Below are 25,123 nucleotides of genomic sequence, written 5' to 3' on the forward strand. Positions count from 1 at the left end.
GTGTTCGCCGGGCTCGTGGTTACTTGAACGCCTTCTTCAGCGCGCTCAGTTCCGAGGCGAGGATGTCGTCGTCGTGCAGCTGGCCCTTGGTCGTCAGCTTGTCGGCGCCGATCACCTGGAACTCCGGCAGCTGCATGGTGCCGCAGCAGCTCGAACGGTCCTGCACCGCGCGCAGGCTGGCCGACGACGCGTCGGCGGGCTTGACGTTGGTGATGTCCTTCGCGGTCTTGCCGTCGCCGGTGTAGTCGGCGTTCCTGAAGTCCATCTCGCCGGAGAGCATCTCGGAGAACGGCGTGGGCGACGTCACCACCTCGCGGAAGGCGAACCGGTTGCGGATGAAGGTCCGGTAGATGTTGGGATCGCCCTGGGCGGCCGAGACCTGCAGCATCTGGTTGACGACGTCCGTGTAGGTGGCCTTGGTCGCGGGCGCCTTCACGATGGCCTTGAACAGCAGCTCGCACAGCTGGTTCGCGACCTCCATGAGGATCACGGTGGGGCTCTTGAGCGCGCCCTGCCGGGTGCGTTCGAACGCGTAGATGTCGGCCAGCACGTCGTAGATGCCGCCGGTGAACACCTGCGAGATCGCGTGCACCTCGTTGCTGACCTCGCTCAGCTTGAGGTCGTTGTCGGCGTTGCGCAGGCCGAACGGCCGGCCGAGCGCCTGCCCGAACTGCTCGGCCAGGGCCGACAGGAACGACTTGGCGTGCAGGTTCGCCTTGGTGAGCGCGACGAGCGCCTCGGCCTGGTCCGGCTGCGCCAGCGTCAGGAAGACCGCGGTCAGGTCGCCGAACGACTCGTGCAGGCCGCCGGTCTGCGGCGGGTTGTCCGCGGCGAGCCAGCCCGGCTTGAGCCCGTCGAGGATCGCGTGGCCGGTCTCGTGCGCGACGATGTCCAGCGAGCGGCAGGTGAAGACCTGCTGCGTGGTGCCGGTCGGGGTGAAGAAGAGGAACTTCAGTGCCTTGGCCGTCCTGGTGTAGAAGGCGTTGGCCCCGACCGCGGCGTGCGGGAAGACGGTGAGCCGGTCGAGGTTCCCGCCGGTGTTCCAGGCGAACGGGATGGGCGTGCCGCCGTTGTGGCGCTCGTACATCGTCAGCGTCTCCCGGACGACCGCGTACGTGTGCGAGCAGTCGAACTCCGGCGAGTTGGGGACGAAGATGAAGTCGCCGTTGACGCTGCGCGCCACGGGCGTGGTGCCGGGCAGCTGGGTGATGATCCGGGCGTCGGTGGGCCCGTTGAGCACCGGGTTGGGGATGAAGATCGGCCTGACGCCCAGTTCGGCTACGGTGGGGTCCTGCTTGTAGATGAGGATCCGGGGCCCGACGATCGGCGGGACCGGGATGGGGACCGGAGCCGGGGCCGCACGCTGAACGGACGCCGGTTCGATGGTGAACGGCGGCTGCAGCAGCAGCTTCGTCGTGTCGGCCACGGCCGTCCCGGCGACCGCGCGGCCCTCAGGGACGCTCTTCTCCCGCACTTCCTGAATGATCATCTGATCTCCACTCCCCGTAACTCGGGCGCGGCGACAATTTGGACGCGCCTATCGAGTCGTGCCCGGACTTGGATAATCAGGTGCACATGGGAAATAAAAGGTTCGATCGGACATTCTGCGTACGCATGAGACCCGGCAGCTCGGTGAGCGCCTTCGGGTCGATGCCCTTGAGGTAGACGGCCAGCAGCGTGATCTCGGCGGGGTCGGCCTCGTGGATGAAGCGCTGGGCGCGTTCGAGCGCGTCCACCCGTCCGGCCGGCCAGCCCGCTCACCTTGATCACCGGACCGCCCGTCCCGCGCCCGCCGTCCGGGCTCATCCCGCGCCCACCGGCCGGGCTCGTCCCGCGCCCACCGGCCGCGCCGCTCATTCCGCACCCGCCAGCCGACGGGAGTTGCCGACGGCCATGGTCCGGACGTCCTCCTCGGTGAAGCCCTCGGCGTCGATGTGCTCGTACCACGTCTCCCAGGTGACCTTGCCGGAGTGCGGCGTGGTGAAGCAGCGTTCGAGCAGGGCGCCCTTGGCCGCGAGCGCCCGCTGCCGGTCGATCGCGACCCGCTGGGAGGTGAACTCCGGATGGGTGATCACGATGCGGCGGACGCCCTCCTCCGCGGCCGCGTCCACCACCGCGTCGATCTCGTCCGCGCTGAGGTGGCCGGTGGCGAGCGTCAGGTCGTGCCCGGCGATCACCCGCAGCACCTGCCGGGTCCGCTCCAGCACGGCTCCGCCGGGCCCCACGACGTCGACCGGATCGGCCGCCATCCCCGCCTCCCGCAGCTCGGCCTGCAACCGGGCCCACATGGGCGGCGTGGCCCCCTCGGGGTCGCCGGCCGTACAGGCCCGCTGGTTGGCGCTGTCGACGGTGGGCAACCACACGACCTGCGCGCCGCCGCCGGCGGCGATCTCGACGGCGACGGGGTTCATGCCGCCCACGGACGCGTTCAGGGTGATCGCGCCGACCGCGCCGAACCCGGGCACCGCCGCCCGCACCACCGCGGCCCGCTCCGTCGTGGGGACGTAGTGCGACTTGAGCACGTGGTGATAATCGCGCGACTGCACCACGCTCGACGTCCCGCTATGACGCGGCCGCCACTTCTTGCCGACCGCAGGCCCGGATCTTGTATCCACCAGGTAGACGCGCTGCGTATCGGATCTGTTACACCCTGTGATGGAGCTGCCCTGGAAGCCCTCCAGGCTGCACCGACACGAGGAGAAACCGTAATGAAGTCGAGCACACGCGGCATGCGCATCGCATCGATTACCGGCACCGTCGCCCTCGCCATCCTGGCTTGCGCCGCCCCCGCCACGGCGGCGGCCCCACCCGTCTCCGGCTCGGCCCGGGCCGGCGACATCTGCCTGTACAGCGGGCGGGACTACACCGGCTCGTCGTGGTGCTGGAACCCGGGGAACGGCTACGTGGACGTTCCCCCGGCCCTGCACGACAACGTGGGCTCCTTCATGGCGCACGCCGACGGATGTTTCATCAACTGGATCCACGTCCCCGACCGCAAGGAGACACGCGTCGTCCGGGACGGCGACTACCGCAGGGTTTACAAGGACGACTTCGGCGGCAAGATCGACGCCGTGGCGCCCCGCTGCTGAGCCCCTGAGCCGACCCGGACACGCGGGCCCCCGGCGCACGCGGCGCGAAGGGGCCCGCGCGCGCCGGGAAACAAAATGAGCAAAACGAAACCTCTTCCAGGTCCTTACGCGTCTCTCAGATAACCAGCCTCATCGGCTGCACGGAGGGAGGCCGTAATGGACCTTGTCCTGCTGATTCTCTCGGTGGCCCTGGCGGCGATCGCCGTCACCATCGCCTTCGCGATCAAACGCGAGCACGCCGCCACCCGGGCGGCCGCGGCCGGATCCCGCGCGCGCGACCTCGACCATTACGAACTCGCCTATCTGGCGGGCGGATCCGGGAAAGTGGTCGACACGGCCATCACGCTCCTGGCCGAAAGCGGAGAGCTGCGCGTGTCACGGGGGCCGCGCTTCTACACCGTCTCCAAGAGATCCGCCACGGACGAGCCTGTCGAGCGGGAGACTCTGGCCGCCGTCGCGGCGAACGACGGCCCGTCAAGGTTCCTGGTGAGCCGGGCCGTGGGCGGTGGCCCGGCCATGAGGGAGCTGGAGCACCGCGTCGCCGAGCTGGGCCTGATCGTGGCCGATGCCCGTCTCGCACGGCTCACGCGGCTGGCCCGCGGGCTGCGGGTGATCTCCGTCCTGGCGGTCGCCGGGGTCGTCGCGGGGGCGGTCGTGCTCGCCGCAGGCCCGACGCCGTTACCGCTGGTCACCGTACTCGTCCTGCTGGCCACCGGGACCGGCGCGGTGGTCGTGCTCGCCGGCGACAGGAAGTTCAGGCGGGGCAGGCTCACGGCCGACGGCGCGGCGGAGCTGGGCCGGGTACGCAAGGCGCACCCCGCGGGCTCGGGAAACGGACCGGTGTACATCGCGCTGTACGGTCACTGGGCACTGCGCGACACGGACCTGAGCAGGGCACTGGACACCTACATCCCCCGGACCGCACCTCGGCGCAGGCCGCGGTCGACGTCCGGCAGCAGCGGCACCTATTCCGGTGGTTGCGGCGGATCGACCCACAGCGGGTCGAGCTGCGGGTCCTCGTCCTCGGGCTGCGGCAGCGGCTCCTCAGGCTGCGGTGGCGGGTCCGGTTGCGGGGGCGGCGGTTGCGGGGGCGGCGGCAGCTGACCTGCCCGAACCTACGGCGATAGGGCCACTACGGCAGGCCCGGAGCGAGCGATGGGGACTGGCCGCATCACCACGCATCCGGGCCCGATCACGAGGTTGACCTGCGCAACGGCCAGCCATGCGGCGCGCTGCCGGGCTGCACGGAGCGCGACGTCTCCGCGTTGACAGGCAAGTGGCGGCTTGCCTATCATCGCCGCATGGGCGACATCTTCAAGGCCCTGGCCGACCCCACCCGGCGGACCATCCTCGACGAACTGACCGAACACGACGGCCAGACCCTGTTCGAGATCTGTGTCCGCCTGACGAGCCGACATCAGCTGAGCCTGACCAGGCAGGCCGTGTCCCAGCATCTGGCGGTGCTGGAGGAGGCCGGGCTGATCACCACGCGCAAGCAGGGGCGGTACAAATTCCACCACCTCGACACCACTCCCCTGGCCGCCATCTTCGAACGGTGGCCGATCACCAGGAAAGGACAGGCACCATGAAGATCTACATCACCAGCGTGTTCGTGGACGACCAGCAGAAGGCCCTCGCCTTCTACACCGACGTGCTCGGCTTCATCAAAAAGCATGACATCCCGCTGGGCGGGGCCCAGTGGCTGACGGTCGTCTCGCCGGAGAACCCCGAGGGCACGGAGCTGCTGCTGGAACCGGACGGGCACCCCGCGGTCGGGCCGTACAAGAAGGCGCTGGTCGCCGACGGCATTCCGGCCGCCTCGTTCCAGGTCCCGGACGTGCAGGCGGAGTACGAGCGGCTGCGCGGGCTGGGGGTGACGTTCACGCAGGAGCCGCTGGCGGCAGGACCGGTGACCATGGCGGTCTTCGACGACACCTGCGGGAACCTGATCCAGATCGTGGCCCCGGCCTAGTGGTGCTTTGCCATGGTCGGGGCTGCCGGTGCGAGGGGCGGTGACCGAGGATGATCGCCAGGCACGGATCTCGTGCGGCGACCGCCGAACTGGGCCAAGGGCTCAAGATGGGTCACGATGACGGCATGACGACCACCGAAGTGGACGTGCCCGCCGAGCCGGCAGGGGGCGAGACGCGGATCAGGGGGTTCTGAACGCGCCGGCGTTGCGCGCGCACCAGGCGGCGAAGGTGCGGGGCTTGCGCCGAAGCAGGCGTTCCACGGTGTCGGTGCGGAAGCCGGCGGTGTCGGCGCGCATGAGGTGGAACCCCTCGATGACGGCCTCGGCCAGCGCCGGAGGGGCCCCGTTGGGGAATCGGGAGGCGACGGCCTCCTCCGCCGTGGTCACCGCCCGGATCGCGATCTCCCGGCCGGCCGCCGCCGCGAGGATCTTGACCTGCTCGGTGATGGTGAACAGCTCCTCACCGGTGAGGACGTACTCCTGGCCTCGGTGGCCGTCACCGGTCAGGGCCAGGGCCGCGACGGCGGCGATGTCGGCGGGGTCGATCGGCGCGTACCGGCCGGGGCCGACCGGATCGAGGACATAGCCCGCCTCACGGACGGTGGGCAGCCAGTCGAAGGCGTTGGTCATGAAACCGCCGGGCCGCAGGAAGGTGGCCGGGATGCCGGACGCCCGGATGGTCTGCTCGCGTTCGTGGTGCCAGCGGCCCATGGCGGGCATGGGGTCGCCGAGCACGTTGAACGAGGACAGGTGCACGATGTGGCGCACCCCGGCGGAGCGGGCGGCGGCGACGGCGTGCCGGGTGTGGTCGAGGCCGATGCCCGGGGTGAGCAGGAACAGCCGGTCCGCTCCGGCGAAGGCCGGCGGCAGCGTCGCCGGGTCGTTCAGGTCCGCCACGACCCGTTCGACCCGCTCGGGCAAGGCGGCGGCGCGGGCCGGGTCGCGGACCAGGACGCGGAACGGCACGCCGGTCTCGTCCAGCTCGCGGACGAGCTCGCGGCCGACGTTTCCGGTGGCACCGGTGACCAGTATCATGAGAACCCCTAAATCGTGTACCGGTTAATGATCGAGGGGAACGTTAACCGGTACACGATCTGCTGTCAATCGCCCCATGCCACGCTCGCGACATCACCGGAGGTCCTCGACGTGCCTGAATTCCTGGACGTGCACAGCAAGACGTCAAAGGCGCTGCGGGCGGCGGCCGAGGCGGCCGTGCGACGCCACGGGCTGCACCTGGGGCAAGATCACCTCCTCGCGGTGCTGTGGCAACAGGACGGCCGCACCCCGGGCGAGGTCGCCGCCGCGCTGAACGTCACCACCCCCAACGTGGTCAAGGCGGCCAACCGGATGGCCGCGGCGGGCCTGCTCACCCGACGCCGCGACGACCGGGACAACCGCCTGGTCCGGCTGTGGCTCACCGACGCCGGACGCGCCCTTCAGGCACCCATCGAGAAGGAACGGCGGTTGCTCGAGGAGAAGGTCACCGCCGACCTCACCGAGACCGAACGCGAACATCTCCTCAGCGCACTCAGGAAGATCCACCGATCGGCGAACGCCCTGCTGGAGGCCCCCATCGACCACCGCGACCCGACCACCACCTGACCCTGGGCCAGCGAGCGACGCACCGGCCGAACTGCTTACGCCTCGGCCATAAAGGCCAAAGCGGTCACCCTGAGTGGCGGCGCCTGCACATTCGGGAGAACATCGAGGGGTACCTGGAACCCCCCGTCCCGGCGAAGGAGCCTCGCATGCTGGCGAAAGTGGCCGATGGGATCGCTGACCGGTATCAAAGCCTCCAGAGGTGGGCGAGCGAGCGGTTCGCCGACAACCCCCGCGAGGCGGAGATCGCAAAGTACGCGGTCATCGTGGTGTGCGTCTCGGTCGTGGCCCTCATCTCGGTCACGCTGTTGTGGCTGGTCGTCATGGTGCTGGGCGGCCTGGTCAACGGCGTGGCCCATGGCCTTGCCACCGGCCTGACGTGGGCGCTGGAACGGCTGGCCGACTGGCACCTCACCGAGGTCATCACCAAGCCGGTCCATGACTACATCACCGCCCACGCCGCCGGCCTGCCCTCCGGAGCCGAAGCGATCTGGTCGGCTTGGGCGCTGACCGGGCCGGGCCTGTGGCTGCTCTGCTGGCTGCTGCGGTCCTGGGGAGCCCGCCTGGCCTGGGTCCTGTACGGCGCCGGCACGGTCGCGATGGTCTACAGCGCCAGCCCGGCCAATGGGCAGTTGCTCGCCGCGGGCATCGCCGTCCTGTACTGGGGCGTGCTGTCGGTGTTCGCCTTCCGCGGCGTCGGCCGCCGCCGCCCGACGGTGCAGGTCCACCCGGCCCCCGACGTCAGCACCACGCTGGTGCAGCTGCGCGAGTACCTGAACGAACAGTTCGAGGACGTTCAGGCTCGCATGACCAGCATCGAGGCGGCGGCCAAGGACGAGCTCGCCGCCCGGCGGGCAGACTCATGAACCGTTGACGTGCCGACCCGGATCCTGGCGTCGATCGCTCCACGAGCCGCGGTGCACGACCTCCTCCAGCGGCCTCCTGCCGCGCTTCAGCGAGGGCGAGCGCTTGTCCTGCGCCCGGTATCCCACGCTGATCACCCCGATCGGCGTGTACGCCTCGGGCACCCCGAAGGCCTCCTTGAACGCCTTCGTCCGCTCGCCCGGCGGGACCCCGAAGAAGCAGGCGCCCAGCCCCTCGTCGACGGCGGTCAGCAGCATCAGCAGCGAGGCGAACCCCGTGTCGATGTCCCAGTACGGCACCGGCCAGCGGGCCTCGTCCCTGTCCTCCCAGCCCTTGTCGCCCTCGGCGTACCGGTCGAGGTAGGCCTGCTTGTGCGACAGGGCGACGATCAGCAGCGGCGCCCGCCGCAGCCCCATCCCCCACTCGGAGTCGTCGGTGGACGCCTCCCAGAACCGCTCGCGGTCGGCCGGATCCTCCAGCACCAGGAATGCCCAGCCCTGGCTGAACCCGGCGGAGGGCGCGTGCAGCGCGTTGCCGAGGATCCGGTCGACCACGGCGGCGGGCACCGCACGGTCCGGGTCGTAGTTCCGGACCATGCGGCGCCGCCGTACCACCTCTTGAAACTCCATAGGAGTCAGTATCGCTCGGCGATCCCCGTGTTGATCTCGACGAGGGCCACCATCGCGTCCGTGACGCCGATGAGGTCGGGGTCGGCGAGGGTCTGCTGCGCGTGCTTGGCGGCCTCGCCGACCGTGTGCAGGTGCAGCCGCTCGATCGTGATCGTGCGGACGGCCGTCGCCGCGTTGATCCGCCTGCTGCCCACGTTGAAGTACGTGGTCAGCAGCTCGGCGCGGAGGTTGCGCGGCGGCAGCAGCGGCAGCGTGAACGCGGCCGCCACCTCGTGCTGGGACAGCTGGCCGTCGGGCGTCGAGCCGTCGATCCCATCGAAGCGGGTGTCGGTGGCCTGGACCCTGGCCAGCAGCTCCGATGTCCGCATCGAGGGGAAGGCCAGCCAGATGCCCTGCGGGCGCGGGTCCCGGCTCGGCGCGGTCTCGGTCACGGTGCTGGTGGAGGTCGCCGTGGCCGGGGTGTAGGAGCAGCCCTTGGCGTTGCCGTAGGAGACCTGCGACTGCCCGGTCAGGACGGTCCCGCCCACCACGAGCAGGCTGGAACGGCTGCTGAAGGCCACGGTCGTGGTCGAACCGGCCGCCAGCGTGCCCAGGTTCCAGGTCAGCGTGCCGCCGTCGACCGCGTCAGGCTTGGGGCCCGCGCCCTTGTCGAGGGCGGTGCTGTAGTACACCTCGGGCGGCAGCTTGTAGGTGAGCTTGGCTCCGGTGGCGCTCGCGCCTCCGGTGTTCTTCACCGTCAGCGTGGTCGTCACGGCCTCGGCCGCGCCGGCGGTGGGCGTCGCGCTCGCCGTCAGGGTGAGCTTCGGCGCCTTGACCGTGGTCGAGGCCTTGCCGGTGTTGTCGGAAGTGTCCTCCTCCGCGCCTCCTGCCACGTTCTTGCCCACGACGGTGGCGGAGTTGGTGACCGTGGCGGCGTCGTCGGTCGCGCACGGGATCGCATAGGTGAAGGTCTCGCTGCGGCTCGCCCCGGCGGCCAGGTCGGGCAGGTCGCGGGCGACGGCGGTGCCGTCGGGCAGCGTGTCGGTGAGCTTGACGGACTCCGCCCCGCCCTTGCCGACGTTGTCCACCTTGACCGTGTAGGTGAGGGTGTCGCCGGGCTCGGCCGACTCCTTGTCGACGGTCTTGGTGGTGGCCAGGTCGGGCGTGTAGAAGTCCTGGAAGCCGGCCTCGATCTTGGCCGCGGTCACGAAGTCGATCTCACGGCCGGACTCCACGCCGGCGCCGGGCTTGGAGATGTCGAGCTTCAGGTGTCCCCAGTCGTCGTAGTCGGTGAGGATCGGGTCGCGGCCCCTGTCGTCGCTGCCCGCCAGCGGCGTCGACTGGCACGTGTTGTCGGACCCCTGGATGATCGCGTCGTTGAACTGGACGTCGTCGCCCATCCTGGCGGAGTCGATCGTGTTGTTGGTGCCCGCCAGGACGCACACGTCGTCCTCGGAGTTGATGTCGGCCGCGATCGTGGGCGGGTCCTCCGTCCCGTTCACGTTCCAGTCCAGCCAGTCGACGGCCGGGTCGACCGGGCCGTACTGCTCCGGCTTGCTGGGGATCTTCCAGCGGGCGTAGTCGTCGCCGGGGCCGATGGCCTTGCTCTCGTCGAGGTGATCACGGTCGAGCCGGGGCATCCTGCCCTGGCTGTAGTCCAAGCGGCGGGGCGCCGGGTCCAGGCCCGTCGGGATTCCGGCCGGCTCGTAGGCGTAGTTCATGATGCTGAGGTAGTTGGGCTTGTAGTTGGTCCGGGTGTCGCCGCCGTGGGCGAGCCCGAGCGCGTGTCCCAGCTCGTGCATCAGCGTGCCGGCCTGGTCGCGGGCCGTACCGGAGAAGACGACGTCCGGACCGCTGCCTGGCTTCATCAACTGGATGTCGTCGGAACCCTTCTTGACCTTGCTGTTGCAGACGTGGTCGGGGCCGACGCCGATCTGGCTGCCCTTGAGGAAGTCGTCTCCCACCACGGTGGAGTCCAGCTTGCCGTTCGGGCCCCCGTCGACGCACCACGTGCGCCACTCGCCGAGCGTGACGATGAAGTCGCGGTTGCCGCGGCGGGGGTCGCAGCACCGGCCGGAGACCATGCTGCCGGCGGTGAGGTCGTGGGCGAAGATCGTGTAGTGCGCGTACGGCGCCAGCTGCCCTGGCAGGTCGGCCGTCCTGGCGTTGGCGAAGGCGGTGTCCTTCTCCGTCATCACGGCCTGTTCCGGAATGCCCGTGCCGACGATGGGGATGAAGTCCACCCCGTCGTCCAGCGGGACGCCGCCGTAGGGGCAGGGCTGGGTGGCCTGGGCCGAGCCGTCCTCGAAGGCGCGCCTGAGCTCCTGGAGCGCGGCGTCCTTGGGCCGGTGGGTGTGCTGGGGGTCGCCGGTCATCCAGTCGATCCACACGATGACCGTCTTGCGGCAGGGGTTGGCGCCCATCTGCTTCAGGTCGAACCTCATCGAGTCGTCGGGGTTGCGGATGCCGAAGCGCTCGATGACATCGGGGATGCCGTCGCCGTCGATGTCGGGCAGCGGGCCGCTGGTCCGCTCGATCCTGAAGCCGATCCCCGCCCGCTTGCCGTCGTGCGCGTTGGGGAAGTTGGGGTCGCCGTCGCCCTCCACGTAGGTCTGGCCCGGCGTGAGCAGGTCACCGGGGTCGGTCCAGGTGTCGGTGCCGATGTCGTACTGGAGCTCGAGGTCGTCGTCCTGGTTCTGCGGGCTGATGTCCAGCTTGTCGTCGCCGCCGTTGAGGCCGCCGTCCTCGTCCCAGAGGCGGATGAGGATCGGCACCTTGGTGGTGTCGTCCGGGACCTGTACGTCCTGGGTGAAGATCCACGGCGGGTCGAACGTGCTGGGATCGAAGTCGTCGTCCTCCACCGCGCTCCTGCGCTGCAGGTCGCCGTTCCCGATGCGGATCTCGGGGAAGTAGTTGCCCGTGCCGTTGTCGGGGCTCTCGATCTGGTGGATCTTGTTGATCGTGAGCCGGAGGGTGACGCCCGTACTGGCCTGGGCGGCGGGTGTGCTGACCACCACCAGGCTGAGCGCGATCAGGGATAACACTGTGAGTAAGCGCATGCTGCCAGGATGAAGTGACCTCGCGGGACGCACATGAGTAAGGTCTACTCAGAACCTTGGGCGCTTCGCGGTCGTCATACCAACCATGATGAAGCTCATGATCGCCGTGGCCGCCACCCTGACGCTCGCCGCCACCCCCGCCCTCGCCCAGACCAAGCCGGTTGTCGGTCCGAACGGGTTCGGCGGGCTGAAGCTCGGCATGTCGCTCAAGCAGGCCAAAGCGGCCGGGATCACCAAGAAGATCGACGGCGGCACCGACGGCTGCTCGGGCTGGGACCTGAAGAAGTATCCGACCGGCAAGGACAACGTCGGCCTGTACATCTCGCCGAAGCTGGGTGTGGCCGCCTTCTTCGCGCCCAAGGCCGCCAAGACTCCCGAAGGCGTGGCGGTCGGGACGGCCAAGTCGCAGCTGAAGAAGGTCTACCCGCACCTCAAGCAGGACACGCACGGCTTCTGGGTGACCACGGTGCCGGGCAACACGAAGGCCTACTACTCCTTCACCGTCCTGCACGGCAAGGTCACGGAGTTCGGCCTGGCCCTGAAGAAGCAGGACTGCTTCAACTGAGCAGCTCAACCCTCCGCATGATCCCGGCGGGGTTGGACGCGAAGTTCTGGATCCCGCCGACCGACGCCACGCGCCGGTCGGCGCGAGCCGCATCGGCGGGCTGAGATCAGATACCCAGCAGGGCGGCGGTGCGGTCGTAGACGACACGGGCGAGGGCGGTGGCCGGCCACACCCCGGTCCGCCCGCGCGCTCACGCAGCTCGCATCCCCGTATATACCGCCCTCGGACGGGTCATCGGCCCGGGGCGCGGTACCCCATCCGGTAGACGGCCAGCGGGCGTCGCAGCGCGGTGATGTCGGAGAGCGGGTCACCCGCCACGACCAGCAGATCGGCGTCGAACCCGGGCGCGATCCTGCCCTTGCGCTCCCCCACCCGGCAGACGCGGGCCGCGCCCGACGTGATCGCCCGCAGCACGTCCAGAGGCGCGTACCCGTGCTCGACCAGCATCTCCGCCCCGTACGGCAGTACTCCGTGGGGCTTGGGCGGCCCGATGCCCGCGTCCGTCCCGATGACGAAGTCCACCCCGGCGGCCTGAACGGCCCGCAGCGCCTCCACCATGCCCGCCATCCGCTGCTGGATACGCGGCGGCAGCGGCGCCGGGCCGGGCACCACCCCCGCCGTGAGGGACACCACGACGTCGGCGGCGGCCAGCCGGGCGATCATCGCGTGGTCCACCGCGTAGGAGTCCTCGGTGAAGAACGAGCAGTGCTCGATCGAGTCGAACCCGGCGTCCAGGACGTGCGCGATCCCCTCCGCGCAGTGGACGTGCCCGGTGATCGGCAGGCCGTGCGCGTGGGCCTCGTCGGCCGCCGCCCTCAGCTCGGCGAGGCCGTACTGGAGCAGGTGGGAGTGCGTGCCTGGCGTCATCTCGCCGCCCGTCACCATCATCTTGATCACGTGGACGCCGCGCGCCGCCCGTTCCCGTATGGCCTCGCGCACCCCGTTCTCCCCCGCCGCCTCACCGCCCAGGAACCAGCAGTGCCCCCTGGGAGTGGTGATCGGCGGCCCGGCGGAGAGGATCTCCGGCCCGTCGAGCCCGAGGTCGAGCCCGAGCGCCAGGTAGTCCCGGTCCCCCAGGTCGCGTACGGTCGTCACCCCGGCCGCGAGGTGCTGCCGCGCGGCCTGCCGCATCCGGTCGGCGAGCCCCGGCGGTTCCAGCATCGCCACGACGTCGCGGCTCGCGTCGAAGGCCAGGTGGACGTGGCAGTCGATGAGTCCGGGCAGCACCGTGGCATCACCCAGGTCGACCGTGGCCGACGCCTCGGTGGTGATGCCGGTGATGCGGCCGTCCTCGACGATCACCACCTGGTCGTGGCGCATTTCCTGGCCGTCGAAGAGATGGCGGGCGCGTAGGGCGAGCATGGCTCCACCGTCGCGCCCTCGCGCCGCGATCGCCTGAGTATGCCCTACTCAACTTCGCCCGCGCCCCCGGCGCCGATGTCGACCACTCCGGATCGCCAGCTCGGCTGCCGCTTCCTTCCCCAGCCGACTGAAGTGATCTACCCCACTCATCGCAGTCGCCCGTGGTGGCGACCAACGGGTAGCCGAGCGGCCTCACGGTCGCACAGCGTGGCGCGCCCGCATCGGCGTTGCTCCCCTGGAGGACAGCTACCGCCTGTACAGGGCGGCCGACGAGCACGTGCAGGCAGCCAGGCTGCTCTACCACGGCCCGACCACACCCCCACCCCGACGCCATCGACGCCCGCCGCGGCACCTGACCCCAGGAGGTCACCTACCCGGCTCACCGGCCCGCCCTCCCGCGGCCCTTCGGTCGTTGGTGGCTCAACCCGACATGCCCAAGCGCGATTCATGCGTCTGGATCCGCTGATGTGCTTCCTCCGCCGCTGCGGCGAAGACCACGTTGAGCGCGGCACGGTCATGGCCATAGGTGACCAGGCCGTCGCAGTTGCGGCACAGCGCCGGCGCGGCGGCGGGGTGGTCCCGCGCTCCGCGAGCATGCGGGGTCCCCGTCGGTATGGTGCACCTCCGGCAGGGGCTCTCCAAAGCTTCGGAGCTTCCAGGTAGCGACAGTGTGATCGTCGGCGATATCGGTATGTGACGGCTCGGTCCCTGGCGACATGCCGTCTTCGTGGTGTCCTGCGTTCGCCCGGAGGCGGCCCATGGTGAGTGAGACGGTGCGGTTGCGGCTACGAGTGATCGACGCAGCCGCGGATGCCCAAGAGCTGGACGAGGCCACGGCCAGGCTGAGGAACGAGCTTCTCGAACTGGACGTGGTGGCCGGCGCCGCCGAGTCGGGGGAGGCCGCTGAAGGCACCAGGGCGGTCCTGTCGTTCACGCTCGGAGGCCTGGTGATCGCGCTGGCCGGTACGGAACTGCTGGCCTCGATCGTGAACGCCGTGACCGCCTGGCTCAACCGCCATCAGCACCGTTCGGTCAAGCTGGAGATCGACGGCGACGTGCTAGAACTGACCGGCATCCCGTCCAGGGAGCAACGCGAGCTCACCGACGTATGGTTGCGCCGCCGCAAGCAGCCGGACGTACCCGGCCAGTCCGGCCGCCGCCTCGCGCTGATCGTGGCCAGCGACGAGTTCGGAGATCCCGGGCTGCGGCGGCTGCGGGCGCCCGCACTTGACGCCGAGGCCTTGGCGAGGGTGCTGGGCGACGAGGCCATCGGCGGGTTCGACGTACGCACGATGCTCAACGAGTCGACCACCGTCGTCAACGAAGCCGTGGAGGAGTTCTTCGCCGACTGTCACCCCGACGACCTGCTGTTGCTGCACTTCTCCGGCCACGGGGTCAAGGACGACAACGGCGAACTGTATTTCGCCACGCCCAGCACCAAGCTCAACAGGCTCGGCGCCACGGCGGTGTCGGCGGAGTTCGTCAACCGCCGGATGGGCCGCAGCCGCAGCCGGCGCATCGTCCTGTTGCTCGACTGCTGCTACGCCGGCGCCTTCGCGCGGGGCGCGCTGCCCAGAGCGGGAACGGACGTGCACGTCGAGGAGCAGTTCGGCGGGCGCGGACGGGTGGTCATCACGGCCTCCAACGCCCTGGAGTACGCCTTCGACGGGACCGACCTCGCCGACGCTCAGGAGACGACCTCGCCTTCCGTGTTCACCAGAGCGCTGGTCGAAGGGCTCGAGACCGGCGAGGCCGACCAGGACCAGGATGGCTATGTGGGCATCCACGAGCTGTACGACTTCGTCTACGACAAGGTACGGGCCGTCACTCCCAAGCAGACGCCCGGGAAGTGGACGTTCGACGTACAGGGAGACCTGATCATCGCACGGCGCGGCCGTCCCGTGGATCGACCCGCGCCGTTGCCGACCGAACTACAAGAAGCCATCGACCACCCGATCGCCAAGATCCGGGAGGGTACGATCGGCGAGTTGGAGCGGTTACGACACAGCCGCCACGCCGGGCTCGCGCTCGCGGCGCGGCTGGCCCTGGAAGAGCTCGCGCACGACGACAGCCGATCCGTCTCGGCAGCGGCGTCACGCGCCCTCGGCCGCCCCGCCGTCCCGCCTGAGATCCTGCCGGATGCTGCCGGCCGTGGGACAGCCGCGGACGTCGGCCGTGCGGCGCCGCTCCCCACCGCGCCGGAGGCCGAGCAGGTGCCCGGCGGCGACGTGAAAACCGCCCAGGTTCGCGCGGCTGCGCGGGCTTCCAGCGCCTGGACCGGGAAACCTGGTGCGAGGAACGCCGCATCGGCGGACGTGGACGCGTCGCCGGGCAGGGATTCCGACACGCCGCGCGGGCGGGCGTGGCTGCTCCTGGCATTGCGTGGCTTGGCGCTGTCGTCGGGGCTGCTGCTGTTGCTCGGTCCGGAGCGCACGCCCCCGTTCTCCGCCATGTTCAGCAGTGTGGTCGTCGCTGACTACATCATCTGGTTGTGGCTCTTGATCGCCGCGGCATTTGGGGTCGGCCTGCTGCCGGAGGGCCGATGGCGCACCGTGAGCCTCGGCGCGTCCGCCGGTCTGGCCGCGCTGCACCTGGGCGTATCTGCCCACGTCTACGCGTCTTTCAGTACAGCCGAACTGGTCGGCCCTATGGCATCCGGCCTGCTGATCCTGCTGGTCGCGTTCACGGAGACGGCCATGGCCCAGCCCGGCCGCTGGTGGTGGAGAGCCGCAGGAGCCTTCGGCGGAGTGCTCGCACTGATCATGATCATCATCAACCAGCGGTTCCCCCACGACATGATGGACGATCCCGGGGAGGAGATCCCTTGGCGGGTGGTGTTCTCGGTCGTCGTGCTTTTGCTCGGGTTCTTCGTGACGCGGGTGGTTCTGCACTGGCGAGCGGGCGGGGCGCGGCCGACACTGGTACTGGGCATGGCGGCCACGCTGCTGGTCGTCGCGGACGTGTGCGGCGTCTACCTGCTGAACAGCGGCTCGAACTACCCGCAGATTCCGGCTTACACGCCCGCCCTGCTGGTGCTGCTGCTCATGGCCGCCCAGGCGCTCGATGACCGGCCGGAACTGCTCGCGGCGGTCCAGCTCACCGTCATCGTGGGACTTGGGCACAACCTGGCGATGGTCGAGACCTGGCCGGTTTTCGTGACAGTGCTTTTCGTCGCCGCGGCCTGCTCTGCGGCAGCGGTCTACCTGCCCGGCAGAGGCCTGCACTCGAGCCGCCGTCCTTGAGCGCTTGTTCGGCGTCGAGGTGGTCTTGGCGCCGGCTCTCGTAGTCACCGCGACCGTACAGTCATCGGCATCGTCGGCCTGGACCACGATCCCCGCCGTGCGGCGGCCTGCCGGGCCAGGTGGCGGGCGCCGTCATCGTCGACGCGCAGCTGCGCCGTGCGGCGGGCGGCTCGGCGCAACTGCGCCAGAGCGCGCCGCGGCGGGCGTTGAGGTGGGCTATTGGCGGGAGAGCCCACGGGTGAGGCCCGCCAGGATGGTCGTCGTGAGGATCCACCCCGCGGCGATCAGCGCGGCGGCGAGCCACTGTTGCAGGTCACGCGGGCCGAACGCGCTCTCCTGTCCGAAGGTGATGATCGGGAGGAGCAGGTCCAGGGTGTAGAGGAAGGCGTTGAAGGGGGGTGCCTCGCCGGGTTTGACCGCCGGTGGCTGGTGGACTGTGAAAGCGACCGTGCCTATGAGGAGAAGGGCGGCGAGCCAGAGCGCGGCGCGGAACGGGCGGTAGCCGTACCCGACGGTCCAGTCCTGCAGGTAACCCCAGAGCCGCGCCCCGAGCCGCTGCCCCGTCCGGCGGCGGCGCTGTTTGGCCAGCAGCACGTCCCGGGCGGCCTCGTCGTGACCATGCCGGCGGTAGACGGCGGCCAGCTGCTCGTACGGTTGCGGCTGGTAGGCCTCCTTGGCCAGCCACTCAAGGCGCTCCTGGACGGGCAGGGGCGCCTCCAGGCTGTCGTAGGTGAAGCCGTTCATCAGGAGTTGAGCGGGCCACCGGTCAGGAACGTCGTCGAGCAGGCCGACCCGGGTGTGGCGAAGGTCGACGGTGCGCAGCAGCAGGGTTTCCGGACCGATCTTCAGCGAGGCCGCTTCGACGCCACGCAGGTGAAGGTCACCGTCGAGAGTGGTCTCGGCGAAGCACAGCGTGGAGGCGATCCGGGAGTTCCTGATAGAGAGCGCTCCGGTGGCGGTGAAGCCCTCGCAGCAGTCGATGCCACCGCCCGCGGTCACTTCCCACAGGGACAGAGCGCGCCCGCCGGGATTGCTGAGGACGGCGCCGTGAAACTCCACGGTGCCCTCGACCTTGGCGTTGATGAGCACGATCTCGCCTTCGGCGCTGAAGCCCTCGCTGCAGCTGAGCCTGCCGGTGACCCCCAGCCGCCGCAGTGAGAGCGCCGTCGCGCCCGGGTTGGAGAGCCTCCCGCCGTCGACGTTGAGCGATCCGCGGACCTGCGTCGAGTCCAGGAAGACCGCTCCGGTCGCCACGAAGCCGGGTGTGGCCCGCAGTCCGCGGCCGAGCTCCATCAGCGGTGCGTTCAGCGCGCGTCCGCCCGGATTGGCCAGCGTCGCGTGGCTGAAGGAGAGCTGCCCGGCCACCTGGGCCGCACGCAGCAGGACTTCGCCTTCGGCGGCGAAGCCCTCATCGAAGAGCAGCCTGCCCTCGACGGTGAGCCTCTCCGCGTTCAGGGCGACGCCGCCGGGGTTGGACAGCCGGGCTCCGCTGAACTCGCATCGGCGCCCCACCCGGGCATCCTGCACGCTCAGCTCGCCGTACGAGAGGAAGCCGTGCCGACCCGACAGCCCGCCGTCGACGACGATCCCCTCGGCAGTGAGGCCGCGGCCGCCCGGCCGCCCGACCCGCGCGCCGTCGAGCGTCATCGTCCCGCCGATCCTGGCGCCCGCGAGGCGCATCTCACCGTCGATGATGGCGTTCGCGCACAGAAGGTCCCGGTTGACGGTCAGGCCGTCGGCGTGGACGGCCGGATCCGCGTGGATCGCCGTGTCGCTGAGATCCATCGTCCCGGACACGTGCGCTCCACCGAGCTGGATCGGGCCGTCCATCAGGCACCCCTCCAGGCGCAGGCCCCCACCGATCACGGCATCCGCGGCCCGCAGGCCGGGTAACCGGGAAGCCGCGAGGTCGACCAGGCCCGTGCGGGCCCCGGTGAGGACGGGCGCCTCCTCGAACTCGCAGCCGGTCAGGGTCAGAGGGTGCTGCACCTCGGCGTCGGACAGGTCCAGCCGGCCGGCGATCCGGGCGCCGGACAGCCGCAGGCCGGGCGTCTGTCCCGGCAGGCGTTCCTGGGCGCCGAGCAGCAGCTTCGCGATGACCGCGGCCCGGACGGGGACGCCGGGAAGATCTACCGGACGCGCTACGGGAAACGCCTCCCAGAGGACGAGTTCCGGCTCGGCGAGATCATCGGTGATCACAGGGGCACTCCCGGAACGTCGCACGCATAAGGAGATGCTCCAAGGTCATCACCGACTTCGCAACAGCGAAGACCTCTGCCGAGCCGGTCACTCTGCCCGGCTGATCCGGTGCCGGGGGCGGGTCACCAGCTGCCGGTGGCGCCGCCTCCGCCGCCGCTGCCGCCGCCGAAACCGCCGAAGCCGCCATCGCTGTCGGCCGCGGCGGGTCCCGCGATCGCGAGCATGGCGCAGGCGGCCAGCGTCACTGCGCCCACGACGATGCGCCGCAGTCGCCGGATGCCGGTCTTGCCGTTGTTGTTCATCGGTCCTCCTCGGTCGTGTCGGTTCCGGCGCCCATTGTGGGCAAGATCGGCCCCTGGGTGAATGGCCGCGGACCCGTAAATCCGGCGCCTCAGTGGTTTCACGTATCCCGCGGGCGACGGGGGCAGGCGGCTCACGGCATTCACCGGATGCCGCGGCGGCCGGGTGCCGTCTCATCCTGCTGACAGCCAACGGCCAGGGGCCCGCCGAAGCGCGTGGTCCCCGCGAGCAGCGAGGATGCCACCTTTGTCACACATCGCCGCGACGCCGGCACAACGTACAGACACGGACGCGGAACCGGCACCGCACTGGTGGGCCGGGGCGCTCACGCTCGCCGAGCGGCTGGCGCTCACCACCCGGCCCGCTCCCCGCGAGAGCGACCTGGCCGAGCGGCGGCTCGCGCGCTGGCGGGCCGCCCACCGCATGGACGAGGACGGCCGGTTCGAGGCCAGGCTCGCCGACCTCGGCATCGACGCCGACGTGCTGCTCGCGCTGCTGGCCGAGCCGCCCGAGGAGCTGGCGGCGCGCGCACCCCGGCCCGCCTGGGCCGGCACCGTCGAAGCCGCGCTCGTGGCGGCCTCCCTGGGCGGCGGCGTCCAGGTCGCGCCGCCGGAGCTCGACGAGGCGACGTTCACGTGGGACGCGGGGTTCGCGCGGATCGTCGCCCCGTTCGTCCGGGACGCCGTCGACCGGATGGTGTCCGGTGCGCCGGACGGGCTCGGGAAGGTGGCGGCTCTGCGGCGCGGGTTCGCGGACCAGCTCGGCAGGCAGCTCGTCTCGCTCGCCTCGCGCGTGCTCGTCCTGGAGCTGAACGTGGCCCGGGTACGCGGCGAGCTGCACGGGGACAGCGCCGAGGAGCGTTTCCGGTCCTTCACGACGCGGCTGGCCGGCCGGGAGGGGCTGGCGGGGCTGCTGTCGGAGTACGTCGTGCTGGCACGGCTGATGGCCCAATGCGCCGACCACGCCGTGGAGAACTACCTGGAGCTGCTGCGGCGGCTGGCCGCCGACCGGTCCGCGATCGTGGCGGAGCTGTTCGGCGGGACCGAGCCGGGGCCGCTGACCGAGGTGGTCATGGGCGTGGGCGACGGTCACCGGGGCGGGCGGTCGGTCGGGCTGCTGCGGTTCGAGAGCGGGGCGCGGGTGGTCTACAAGCCGCGGTCGCTGGCCGTGCACGCGCACTTCAACCGGGCGCTCGGCTGGCTCGACGACCGGATGCCCGGCCTCGGCCTGCGCGTGCTGACCGTGCTGGAACGGCCGGGCCACGGCTGGGTGGAGTACGCCGAGCACGGGCCCTGCGCGGACGAGGCCGGCGTACGTGCCTTCTACCGGCGGCAGGGCGCCCTGCTGGCCCTGCTGTACGCGCTCGACGGCGTGGACTTCCACTTCGAGAACCTCATCGCCGCCGGTGACCAGCCGGTGCTGGTCGACCTGGAGGCGCTGTTCCACCCGGCGATCCCCAGGGGCGGCGCCCGCGGGCGTACCGACGACGACCCGGCCGAACGGGCGCTGGACACCTCGGTCGCCCGGGTGGGGCTGCTGCCGGCCGTCGTGTGGAGCAAGGACGGCGGCGCCCTCGACATGGGAGGCATGGGCGGGGACGCGGGCAGCACGCTGCCGTTCGAGTCGGCCGGCTGGTCCGCCGCGGGGACCGACGAGATGCGGCTGATCCGGGAGCGGGCGGCCTTCCCCGGCAGCAGCAACCGACCGGGCGTCGGTGACGCCGTCGCCGATCCGGCCGACCACGTCGAGGACTTCCTGTCGGGTTTCACCGGCGCGTACGAGGTCATCGCCGCCCATCGCGACGAGCTGCTCGCACCCAGCGGCGTCCTGGCGGCCTTCCAGGGGGACGAGATCCGCGTGGTGATGCGGCCCACGCAGCTGTACGGCACCCTGCTGCTGGAATCGACCCACCCGGATGTCATGCGTGACGCCCTGGACCGCGACCACGTGCTCGACGCGCTGTGGGCCGCCTGCGCCGACGACCCGGTCCGCCGCCGGCTGGTCCCCGCCGAGATCGCCGACGTCTGGAACGGCGACATCCCCCTGTTCACCGGCCGCCCCGGCACGCCCGACCTGTGGACCAGCCGGGACGAGCCGCTGGCCGACGCGCTCACGGGCGTGCCCTCCTCGGACGCCGCCGCCAAGATCCGCGCCATGGGCCCCCGGGATCTGGCCGAGCAGCAGTGGATCATCCGCGCTTCCCTGGCCAGCCGCCGCGACCGCGACCGCGTCTGGACCTCCACCGCCCCTGCGGCTCCCGCCACCCCCACCCCGCCGGTGGACGGGCTCGCGGACCGGCTCGTGGCCATGGCCACGGCGCTCGGGGACGAACTCGCCGAACGCGCCCACCGCGACGCCTCCGCCGCCAACTGGCTCGGCATGGAGCTCGTGGGCGAGACCCGCTGGACGGTCGGCACGCTCAAGAGCGACCTGTACGGCGGCACCCCCGGCGTCGCCCTCTTCCTCGGCCAGCTCGCCAGGATCACCGGCGAGACCCGCCACGCCGACCTCGCCATGCGGGCCCTGGCCTGGGTCCCCGGCTTCGTGGACGGCATCGCCGGGAATGTCACGGCGTTCCCGTGCGGGCCGTTCAACAGCGCCGTCGGGCTGGCGTACGCGCTGACGCATCTGGCCCGCGACCTCGGCGCGCCCGGCCTGCTCGACCACGTCGAACCCCTGATCGCCGCGACGACCGGCGCCGCCGCCACGGACGAGGGACTCGACATCGTGGGCGGCGCGGCCGGCTGCCTGGCCGCGATGCTCGCCGTCCACGAGGCGACCGGGCTGCCGAACGCGCTGGACGTGGCCCGCGCCTGCGCCGACCGGCTCGTCGAGACGGCGCGGCCGCAGGACGGCGGGGTGGCGTGGCACGGTCAGATCCCCGCCTCGGCGCCCTTGACCGGGTTCTCCCACGGGGCCGCGGGGATCGGCTGGGCGCTGCTCCGCTTCGCGGCCCGGACCGGCGAGGCACGGTACGCGGAGACCGGCCTGGCCGCCTTCGCCTATGAGCGTTCCCGCTTCGACGCCCGCATCGGCAACTGGCCCGACTTCCGGGACCTGCCCGACGCCTCGGCGAACCCCTCCGGCCTGCCCCCGTCCATGCAGGGGTGGTGCCACGGCGCGCCCGGCATCGGCCTGGCCCGCGCCGACCTCCTCCGCCGTCCCGGCCTGAACGCCGAAGCGGCCGATGACCTCGCCGCCGACCTGGACGTGGCACTGCGCTCGTACGTGAGCAGCCCGCCCGGCATCGTCGGCCACAGCCTGTGCCACGGCGAGGCCGGGAACCTGGAGCTTCTCACCCAAGCCGTCGCCGCGGGCAGGCACGACCTGACGGACACCCTGCGCCTGCGGACCGGCGTCCTGCTCGCCCAGCTCGCCGACGGCCCGCTCTGCGGCACCCCGGGCGGCGTGACGACGCCGGGTCTGATGTCCGGTCTGGCGGGGATCGGGCACGGTCTCCTGCGGCTGGCCGCCCCCGCCGAGGTGCCGTCCGTCCTGGTCCTGGCCCCGCCGGCCGCCTGAAGCGCCACGTACCCGTCAAAGAAAGGGGCTGCCGTGATGCGGCGCCGCGTCCCCGTCCGCCTGCAACTGACCACGAGCGAGTGCGGGGCCGCCGTCCTGGCCATGCTGCTGAGCCACCACGGCAGGCACGCCTCGGTCGCCGAGTGCCGTGACCTGCTGGGCCCGGGCAGAGACGGCGTGTCCGTCGCCCGGCTGGTCGCGGCGGCCCGCGAGTACGGGCTGACGGCCACGGCGGAACGGGTGGCGGATCCGCTCGGCGAGCCGCCGCGGGCGCCGTTCGTCGCCTACTTCTCCGCCCACCACTTCGTCGTCGTCGAAGGGCTGGGCAGGGGCGGCGTGCGGATCGTCGACCCGGGCAACGGCCGCCGCACCATGCCGCGGGAGGAGTTCGCGCGGCGTTACGGCGGCGTGGTGATCGAGTGCGCGCCCGGTCCCGGGTTCGTCAGGAGGCGCGCGTCGCCGTGGCGGTCGACGCCGGTCCGCTACCTGCGCGACTTCGCGGCGGTGCCGGGCGGCCGGCGTCGCCTGGCCGGGGTGCTGGCGCTGGCGGCGGCCATCCAGCTGCTGGCGCTGGCGCTGCCGCTCGCCACCAAGTCCGTGGTGGACGAGCTGGTCCCCGCCGGGCGCGGCGACCTGCTGCCGGTGCTCGGCTGGGCGGTGTTCGGCACGGCGGCGCTGCACGGCACGCTCACCTTCCTGCGCGCACGCCTCCTGCTCGCCCTCCGGGCCCGCGCCGACGAGCGGCTGACCGGCCGTTTCGTCGGCCACCTGCTGCGGCTGCCGATCGGGTTCTTCCTCCAGCGCAGCCGGGGCGACCTGCTCCTGCGCGTCGGCAGCATCGCCACCACCAGGGAGGCGGTCACGCAGCAGAGCGTCACGCTCGCGCTCGACATGGTCCTGCTGTCCGCGTACGGGATCGCGCTCGTCCTCCTCGTCCCCTGGTACGCGCTCATGGTCGGCGCGCTGGCGGCCGGGCAGGCGGGGCTGATGGTGGCCTCGTACCGGCGGCTGCGGACCCTGTCCCAGGCCGAGCTGGGCGCCCGCGCGGGCGAGCAGGGATATCTCGTCGAGACGTTGCAGGCGATGCTGCCGCTCAAGGCCAACGGCGTGGAGTCGCGGGCACAGGCGCGCTGGCGGGAGCTGTTCGGGACGTACCAGACGGCCATGCTGCGGCGGGGGCGCGCCAGCTCCTGGTTCGAGGCGGTGCAGGGAGCGGTGGCCGTGTTCGCGCCGCTCGCGCTGCTGTGGTGCGGCGCGTGGCTGGTGCTCGGCGGGCGCATGTCGCTGGGCACCATGCTGGCGGTGAACGCCCTGGCGATGTCGGTGCTGGCGCCGTTGCAGGCGTTCGTGGGGGCGGTGCAGCTGTACTCCATGCTGCGTGGCCAGTTCGAGCGCATCTATGACGTGCTCGACGCCGCCCCGGAGCCGAGCGGAGCCCGGCTGCTGCCCGCCGGGCGGCCGGTCGCGATCCGGGCCGAGGGCGTCGCCTTCCGGTACGCGCCCGACTCGCCGCCCGTGCTGCGGGAGATGTCGTTCGAGGTGCCCGCGGGGGCGAAGCTCGGCGTCGTCGGGCGTACCGGGTCGGGCAAGAGCACGCTCGCCCTGCTGGTGCTCGGGCTGCTGCGGCCGGAGACGGGCGAGATCCGGCACGACGGCGTACCCGTCCAGGAGCTGGACGTGTCGGCGCTGCGGCGCGAATGCGGCGCGGTGCTGCAGGAGCTGTCGCTGTTCAACGGCTCGATCCGCGACAACATCACGCTCGGCAGCCCCGACGCCACGGACGACGACGTGGTGACCGCCGCGCTCGTCGCGGGGCTGCACCACGACGTCGAACGCCTGCCCATGGGCTACGACACCAACGTCGGCGAGGGCGGCGCCGCGCTCTCGGCCGGGCAGCGGCAGCGGGTCGCACTCGCCAGGGCCATCGTGCACCGGCCGCGCCTGCTCATCCTCGACGAGGCCACCAGCCACCTCGACCCCCAGACCGAACGCCGGGTCGACGCCGCCCTGTCGGAGCTGCGGGTCACCCGGATCGTCGTCTCGCACCGGCTGAGCGCGATCCGCGACGCCCACGAAGTCCTCGTCATCGACCAGGGCCGCATCGTCGGCCGCGGAACCCACGAAAGGCTGGTGAGCAGCCCAGGACCCTACCGCGACCTGTTCGGCGCTCCGCCGGTGCCCGATTCGCTGAGCGCCTGAAATCACCCATCTTCATGAAAGGAGACAGAAATGTCGGCCGACGACCAGATCAGATCCTGGAAAACCCCCGAGCTCCGCGGGCGCGACGAAGCCCACCCCGCGGGTGAGATCAACCTGGGCGCCCTGAGCGGCGGCGAGAAGCCCGTGCCCGGCTTCGACGAATACACCAACTTCTTCAGCTGCTGGCAGAGCTGCGAACGCTCCATGTGGGTCGGGACCTGCCGCTTCTCCAGCCTCGGCTGCTGCTGACCACGAGCAAAGGAGCACACACCATGACGAACGACGATCTGATCCGTTCCTGGAAGGACCCCATCAACCGGGCGGCCTATGGGGCCGGCCTGCCGCACCCCGCCGGCGACCTCGATCTGGAGACGGCGCGGCTGGCGGGCGGCGTGGAGCAGGAGCCGGCGAACGGCACCCAGCACCTGTCCACCATCGGCTGCTGCGGCGGCTACACCTCCGAGGTGCGCTGCGCGATCAGCGCGCTGTACCCCGTCCCCATCTGCGTGGCTTGGACCCTGCTCTGACAGACCGGTGACCGGC

The 25,123-nt window shown here is 71.2% G+C and carries 22 protein-coding genes; 13 read left to right on the forward strand and 9 right to left on the reverse strand.

All coding sequences use genetic code 11. The features are described from left to right. Positions 1-19: 19 nt before the first annotated feature. From ABZX61_RS41830 to ABZX61_RS41840, 3 genes are all read right to left on the reverse strand, one after another. Positions 20-1,489 (reverse strand): hypothetical protein, encoded by a 1,470-nt coding sequence (locus ABZX61_RS41830; protein WP_355202489.1) that lies wholly within the window; start codon positions 1,487-1,489, stop codon positions 20-22. Positions 1,490-1,565: 76 nt separating this feature from the next. Beyond that, positions 1,566-1,736 (reverse strand): hypothetical protein, encoded by a 171-nt coding sequence (locus ABZX61_RS41835; protein ID WP_355202492.1) that lies wholly within the window; start codon positions 1,734-1,736, stop codon positions 1,566-1,568. A gap of 117 nt (positions 1,737-1,853) precedes the next feature. Next, positions 1,854-2,522: a DUF6282 family protein gene (locus ABZX61_RS41840; protein WP_355202495.1), complete on the reverse strand. Its 669-nt coding sequence runs from the start codon at positions 2,520-2,522 to the stop codon at positions 1,854-1,856. A 186-nt stretch (positions 2,523-2,708) separates the two neighbouring features. Here ABZX61_RS41840 and ABZX61_RS41845 point away from each other — a divergent pair, with 186 nt between their 5' ends. The 5 genes from ABZX61_RS41845 to ABZX61_RS41865 all read left to right on the forward strand — a co-directional run bounded on the left by ABZX61_RS41845 (position 2,709) and on the right by ABZX61_RS41865 (position 5,255). Further along, complete coding sequence (locus ABZX61_RS41845; protein ID WP_355202498.1) at positions 2,709-3,089, forward strand: peptidase inhibitor family I36 protein; 381 nt, start codon at positions 2,709-2,711, stop codon at positions 3,087-3,089. A 156-nt stretch (positions 3,090-3,245) separates the two neighbouring features. Continuing rightward, positions 3,246-4,193 (forward strand): TIGR04222 domain-containing membrane protein, encoded by a 948-nt coding sequence (locus ABZX61_RS41850; RefSeq protein ID WP_355202501.1) that lies wholly within the window; start codon positions 3,246-3,248, stop codon positions 4,191-4,193. 197 nt (positions 4,194-4,390) lie between these two features. Next, positions 4,391-4,678, forward strand: coding sequence for a metalloregulator ArsR/SmtB family transcription factor (locus ABZX61_RS41855; protein WP_350732133.1), 288 nt, complete (start codon positions 4,391-4,393; stop codon positions 4,676-4,678). Continuing rightward, positions 4,675-5,061, forward strand: coding sequence for a VOC family protein (locus ABZX61_RS41860; RefSeq protein ID WP_350732131.1), 387 nt, complete (start codon positions 4,675-4,677; stop codon positions 5,059-5,061). The genes ABZX61_RS41855 and ABZX61_RS41860 overlap by 4 nt, the downstream gene beginning before the upstream one ends. 50 nt (positions 5,062-5,111) lie before the next feature. Beyond that, positions 5,112-5,255: a hypothetical protein gene (locus ABZX61_RS41865; RefSeq protein WP_355202505.1), complete on the forward strand. Its 144-nt coding sequence runs from the start codon at positions 5,112-5,114 to the stop codon at positions 5,253-5,255. Here the strand turns inward: ABZX61_RS41865 and ABZX61_RS41870 are convergent. Further along, on the reverse strand, positions 5,242-6,096 hold the full coding sequence (locus ABZX61_RS41870) for an NAD(P)H-binding protein (protein ID WP_355202508.1): 855 nt from the start codon (positions 6,094-6,096) through the stop codon (positions 5,242-5,244). The genes ABZX61_RS41865 and ABZX61_RS41870 overlap by 14 nt on opposite strands. Before the next feature lie 111 nt (positions 6,097-6,207). Here ABZX61_RS41870 and ABZX61_RS41875 point away from each other — a divergent pair, with 111 nt between their 5' ends. Together ABZX61_RS41875 and ABZX61_RS41880 are read left to right on the forward strand one after the other, a co-directional pair. Continuing rightward, complete coding sequence (locus ABZX61_RS41875) at positions 6,208-6,663, forward strand: MarR family winged helix-turn-helix transcriptional regulator (protein ID WP_350732127.1); 456 nt, start codon at positions 6,208-6,210, stop codon at positions 6,661-6,663. Between the two features lie 146 nt (positions 6,664-6,809). Further along, on the forward strand, positions 6,810-7,526 hold the full coding sequence (locus ABZX61_RS41880) for a hypothetical protein (RefSeq protein WP_355202511.1): 717 nt from the start codon (positions 6,810-6,812) through the stop codon (positions 7,524-7,526). On the opposite strand, the gene ABZX61_RS41885 is transcribed toward ABZX61_RS41880, so the two are convergent. Together ABZX61_RS41885 and ABZX61_RS41890 are read right to left on the reverse strand one after the other, a co-directional pair. Beyond that, complete coding sequence (locus ABZX61_RS41885; RefSeq protein WP_355202513.1) at positions 7,521-8,153, reverse strand: nitroreductase family protein; 633 nt, start codon at positions 8,151-8,153, stop codon at positions 7,521-7,523. The genes ABZX61_RS41880 and ABZX61_RS41885 overlap by 6 nt on opposite strands. A 5-nt stretch (positions 8,154-8,158) precedes the next feature. Further along, on the reverse strand, positions 8,159-11,191 hold the full coding sequence (locus tag ABZX61_RS41890; RefSeq protein ID WP_355202516.1) for a CARDB domain-containing protein: 3,033 nt from the start codon (positions 11,189-11,191) through the stop codon (positions 8,159-8,161). An 85-nt stretch (positions 11,192-11,276) separates the two neighbouring features. Between ABZX61_RS41890 and ABZX61_RS41895 the strand changes: the two genes are divergently transcribed. Next, a complete protein-coding gene (locus ABZX61_RS41895; protein ID WP_355202518.1) occupies positions 11,277-11,756 on the forward strand; it encodes a hypothetical protein in 480 nt (159 codons plus the stop codon). Between the two features lie 231 nt (positions 11,757-11,987). Here ABZX61_RS41895 and ABZX61_RS41900 read toward each other — a convergent pair whose 3' ends face one another. Beyond that, positions 11,988-13,118, reverse strand: coding sequence for an amidohydrolase family protein (locus tag ABZX61_RS41900; protein ID WP_355202521.1), 1,131 nt, complete (start codon positions 13,116-13,118; stop codon positions 11,988-11,990). 758 nt (positions 13,119-13,876) lie between these two features. Between ABZX61_RS41900 and ABZX61_RS41905 the strand changes: the two genes are divergently transcribed. Continuing rightward, the gene (locus ABZX61_RS41905; RefSeq protein ID WP_355202523.1) at positions 13,877-16,360 is read left to right on the forward strand and encodes a caspase family protein; all 2,484 of its coding nucleotides are present in this window, start codon (positions 13,877-13,879) and stop codon (positions 16,358-16,360) included. 216 nt (positions 16,361-16,576) lie between these two features. Here the strand turns inward: ABZX61_RS41905 and ABZX61_RS41910 are convergent, their stop codons facing one another. Together ABZX61_RS41910 and ABZX61_RS41915 are read right to left on the reverse strand one after the other, a co-directional pair. Continuing rightward, positions 16,577-18,559 carry a hypothetical protein gene (locus tag ABZX61_RS41910; RefSeq protein ID WP_355202526.1) on the reverse strand — a complete coding sequence of 661 codons (1,983 nt, stop codon included), beginning with the start codon at positions 18,557-18,559 and terminating at the stop codon, positions 16,577-16,579. A 122-nt stretch (positions 18,560-18,681) separates the two neighbouring features. Beyond that, positions 18,682-18,861: a hypothetical protein gene (locus ABZX61_RS41915; protein WP_355202529.1), complete on the reverse strand. Its 180-nt coding sequence runs from the start codon at positions 18,859-18,861 to the stop codon at positions 18,682-18,684. Between the two features lie 244 nt (positions 18,862-19,105). On the opposite strand from ABZX61_RS41915, the gene ABZX61_RS41920 reads away from it, so the two are divergent. The 4 genes from ABZX61_RS41920 to ABZX61_RS41935 are packed head-to-tail and all read left to right on the forward strand — an operon-like array spanning position 19,106 to position 25,107. Continuing rightward, on the forward strand, positions 19,106-22,381 hold the full coding sequence (locus ABZX61_RS41920; RefSeq protein ID WP_355202531.1) for a type 2 lanthipeptide synthetase LanM family protein: 3,276 nt from the start codon (positions 19,106-19,108) through the stop codon (positions 22,379-22,381). Positions 22,382-22,417: 36 nt separating this feature from the next. Beyond that, positions 22,418-24,580 (forward strand): peptidase domain-containing ABC transporter, encoded by a 2,163-nt coding sequence (locus ABZX61_RS41925; RefSeq protein ID WP_355202671.1) that lies wholly within the window; start codon positions 22,418-22,420, stop codon positions 24,578-24,580. A 30-nt stretch (positions 24,581-24,610) separates the two neighbouring features. After that, positions 24,611-24,829: a hypothetical protein gene (locus ABZX61_RS41930; protein ID WP_355202533.1), complete on the forward strand. Its 219-nt coding sequence runs from the start codon at positions 24,611-24,613 to the stop codon at positions 24,827-24,829. Between the two features lie 23 nt (positions 24,830-24,852). Beyond that, a complete protein-coding gene (locus ABZX61_RS41935) occupies positions 24,853-25,107 on the forward strand; it encodes a hypothetical protein (RefSeq protein ID WP_355202536.1) in 255 nt (84 codons plus the stop codon). The last annotated feature ends 16 nt before the right edge of the window (positions 25,108-25,123 follow it).

Source organism: Nonomuraea sp. NPDC003709, from assembly GCF_040610775.1.
Classification (GTDB): Bacteria; Actinomycetota; Actinomycetes; order Streptosporangiales; family Streptosporangiaceae; genus Nonomuraea; species Nonomuraea angiospora_A.